This window comes from Streptomyces sp. NPDC004561, assembly GCF_053602155.1.
Genome location: NZ_JBSGDB010000717.1, coordinates 1 through 3,280 on the forward strand (window position 1 = coordinate 1; position 3,280 = coordinate 3,280).

General features: G+C 70.1%; 3 protein-coding genes and 1 pseudogene. 2 read left to right on the forward strand and 2 right to left on the reverse strand.

Annotation, left to right across the window (positions count from 1 at the left end; all coding sequences use genetic code 11):
- The coding region (locus tag ACWEN3_RS44155; RefSeq protein ID WP_452983699.1) for a transglycosylase family protein at positions 1–528 on the reverse strand (528 nt) is incomplete at its 3' end.
- 538 nt (positions 529–1,066) lie between these two features.
- Between ACWEN3_RS44155 and ACWEN3_RS44160 the strand changes: the two genes are divergently transcribed.
- Positions 1,067–1,858 carry a hypothetical protein gene (locus ACWEN3_RS44160; protein WP_452983702.1) on the forward strand — a complete coding sequence of 264 codons (792 nt, stop codon included), beginning with the start codon at positions 1,067–1,069 and terminating at the stop codon, positions 1,856–1,858.
- Between the two features lie 74 nt (positions 1,859–1,932).
- A pseudogene (locus ACWEN3_RS44165) lies at positions 1,933–2,172 on the forward strand (hypothetical protein); the annotation flags it as partial.
- 40 nt (positions 2,173–2,212) lie between these two features.
- Here the strand turns inward: ACWEN3_RS44165 and ACWEN3_RS44170 are convergent.
- Positions 2,213–2,920, reverse strand: a complete 708-nt coding sequence (locus tag ACWEN3_RS44170) for a hypothetical protein (RefSeq protein ID WP_452983705.1) — start codon at positions 2,918–2,920, stop codon at positions 2,213–2,215.
- Between the last annotated feature and the right edge of the window lie 360 nt (positions 2,921–3,280).

The window sequence follows — 3,280 nt, forward strand, 5'->3', positions numbered from 1 at the left end:
GGTGTAGTCACCGCCGGTGCGGGTGGCGCTGCGGTTGGTGTGGCCGCTCGTGCGTTCCGGGGCCTTCGCCGGGGCGGACTTCGTCGTCACGCTGCCCTTGTCCGCGCTCGTACCGCTGGACGCGGCCGACGGGGCCGCCCCGAAGGCGCCGGCCCGGCCCGAGCAGACCGGCCAGGCGCCCCAGCCCTGGGACTGCTGGACCCTGGAGGCGACGGCTATCTGCGCGCCCCTGGAGGCCTGGTCGGCCGTCGGGGCGTAGGCGCCGCCCCCGTAGGCGCGCCAGGTACCGGCGGAGAACTGGAGCCCGCCGTAGTAGCCGTTGCCGGTGTTGATGTGCCAGTTGCCGCCGCTCTCGCACTGGGCGATGCGGTCCCACACTCCGTTGTCCGCCGCGGCGGCGTTGCCGGTCGCGGCCAGCAGCCCCAGCGGGGCCAGCAGGGCGGCTCCGGCGAGCACAGCCGTCGTGCGGCCCTTGCGGGCGCTGTCGTCACGGGCGGTCCTGCGGGTGGTATCGGCACACTCGGACATGTAATTCCCTCTCCACGAACCCGGGCTCCCCCGGGCGGAGCGCGTCTCGCCGCGTAGGGCCGCGGTTCCTCGCGCCCGCCCCGTCCGCCACGACCGGTTCCGTGATCGTGCTTGCCTGGTGCCGGCCGGCGGACGTACCCGAGCGGTGCTAGTTGCACACGGCGGAGGAATGTATGGAGGACCAGCGGTCGGTATCAACCAACTGACTGTCATTCGAGGCCAGTTGGCCGTTACCCGGGGTATCGTCGATTTTCGGCCACCCACTACATCCGCTGATTTCACGATTTTTCGACCAGTCACTGAAGCGATCTGTGACCCACTTCACCCATTCAAGTTGCTTGACTCATCACAGAGTTGACGGTGAGTGTCCGATTCCGCACCTGACGTGACCGTGTGCGGTGGATGGTTCGAACCGGTACCCACTCGGGCGTGACTCCCACCACAGGACGTCCGTTGTCTTCTTCATGAGCCCGGAACCCCGGGACTCAGCGGCCGGGAGCCACCCGGCCGACAGCACCGCATCCCGAGGGAGCCACCCGTGCCGCGCATGCTCGACGTCAGTGACGCCGTACGCGCCGAGATCGGCGACGAAGAAGCCGACCGGCTGCTCGCCGGAGAGAACGCCCCGGGCAGTTACGACTGCACGTCCTGTCGCACCCCGGGCGACTCCGAGCAGGAGCGCACCAGCACCGTCCTGTTCGTCGGCGAGGAGACCGCCGTCCTCGCCTTCGCCCACGCAAGCTGCCTGCCCTCGCAGGTCGTCCAGGTCACCGAGGAACAGCTCCAGGGCGCCGTCCGCTCCATCGGCGGCACCGGCGGCGCCCCGGCCGGCGGCCAGCAGCACGGGGCCGTCCCCGAGCAGGCGGTGCTCGGCGTGACCAGCGGACTCGTCCTGGTCGAGGGCGAGTTGCACCCCGCGCTCGTCATCGAGCCGACCTCGCCCATCATGCGCCCGGGCAGCATCGGGATGGGCGACGACTTCCTGCCGCTGCTGATCGAGCAGGGCTTCATGCCGGTGACCCAGCTGGTCTCCGTGCCGCCGGTGCTGCACGGCTGGTCGGTCCTGCTGGCCGTGGGCCAGCTGCACGCGGTCCTCCAGCCGGGCCCCAACAACGGCCGCCCGGTGGCCTGGTGGCAGGCGCACCAGCCGCTGCAGGTCACGGACAGCTGGCGGGCCGCCGCCAACAAGCACCAGCAGGTGCTGATGTTCGCGGCGCCGGTGGGGTCGATCGGGCGTCAGCCGCGCGAGGACCTGCTGCGGGACTCCCTCGACAAGGCGGCCGCGAACGGGCAGCTGGTCGCGGCGGCGCTGCCGCTCGCGGGCACCTGACCGTCGCGGCTCCGGCGCCCCAAAGCCACACCGCGCAACCGCATCTCTTTGGAGACGCGGTCGTTTGGACATACGTGCACGCATACGACACTCCGTCCCACCGGTCATCGTTCTCCTCCATTCCGTCCGCCCGGACGGGGCAGGAAGGGTCCGGTGGGACCTCGGCCACGCCGATCTACGACACGCTCTACGCGGAGTGGGTCAGGACCTTCCGCACGCTGCCGGGTGACCGCAGCGGCGAGGAGGAGCTGAGGTTCAGCCCCTTCGGCCCGCTGCCGGACCGACCGGTGTCGTACGGCAGCCACCGGGCGGGGTGACAAGACTCCCGGCGGCACCACGGACCTCTACACCGAATCACTCACCCGCGACTTCCGCACCATCCCAGGGCTCAGGAGGTATCTCGACGACGCCGCCGACTTCTCCTTCGACCCGCGCGGCGGACCGGCATCCGTCCTGCCCTCCATCAGCCAGAACCTGTGCAACGCCGGCAAGACGGTCGACACCGTCTACTTCGCCGCCCGGCTCAAGTACCTGCCCGACTTCCTCGACGCACTGACCAACCGCTCCTGCCACACCCAGCACATCACCGTCATCACCGGATCCGACGCGGCAGCCCTCGACCCCAAGACACCGGCCCTGCACCAAGCCGACGCACCCATCACCGTCCTGTACGCCTCCTTCCCCAGCCCCGCGCAACTCCACAGCTCCGACAACACCGACCACGGCCTCTACGACGCCTTCGTCAAGGACTTCACCTCCCCCCACCACGGCCAGCAGTTCCCCGCAAGCCGCCTCACCGACAGCTACTGGCCCCTCGTCGCCCACGACGCCGTCCTCACCGCCGCAACAGCCCTGCACAACGCCGCCGCGAACGGCACAGACACCGCAGCCGGCCTTCCCAACCGCTACGCCGTCCGAAACGAGCTCTACACCCTGCGCAACAACGCCGTAGCCGGAGCCAGCGGACACTTCGGCATCGACAGCAACGGCGACCGAACCAACACCGCCGCCACGACCACCGTCCACCGCCTCGGCCAACCCCTCGGCGACAACACCCCACACTCCGGCTGAACCCACGGGGCAGAGGCGGGCGCGCAAGCGCGCCCGCCCAGGAGACATCGACGAACCCGTGAAGATGGCTCACCCGTCCCTCACCAGCTACCGCACCGCCCGGCGCACGGACCCCGGCACCGGCCGGCCGCGCTCCTCGGACTCGCCGCCATGCACGGCTCTGGCCGGACCCCGGCAGTCTGGCCAGAGCCAGCGCTCACTCCCCCATCAGCACGTGGAGCAGGACAACCACGCCTCGCCTAGGGCGTGTATTGGGCTAAGCTTGACTCTGTCGGGGATCTTGGAGCCGTCGAGGTCAACTGCCCAGGGTTCGCCAGGACTTCAGCCGAGGTAACTCCCGTTGGTCGAGGT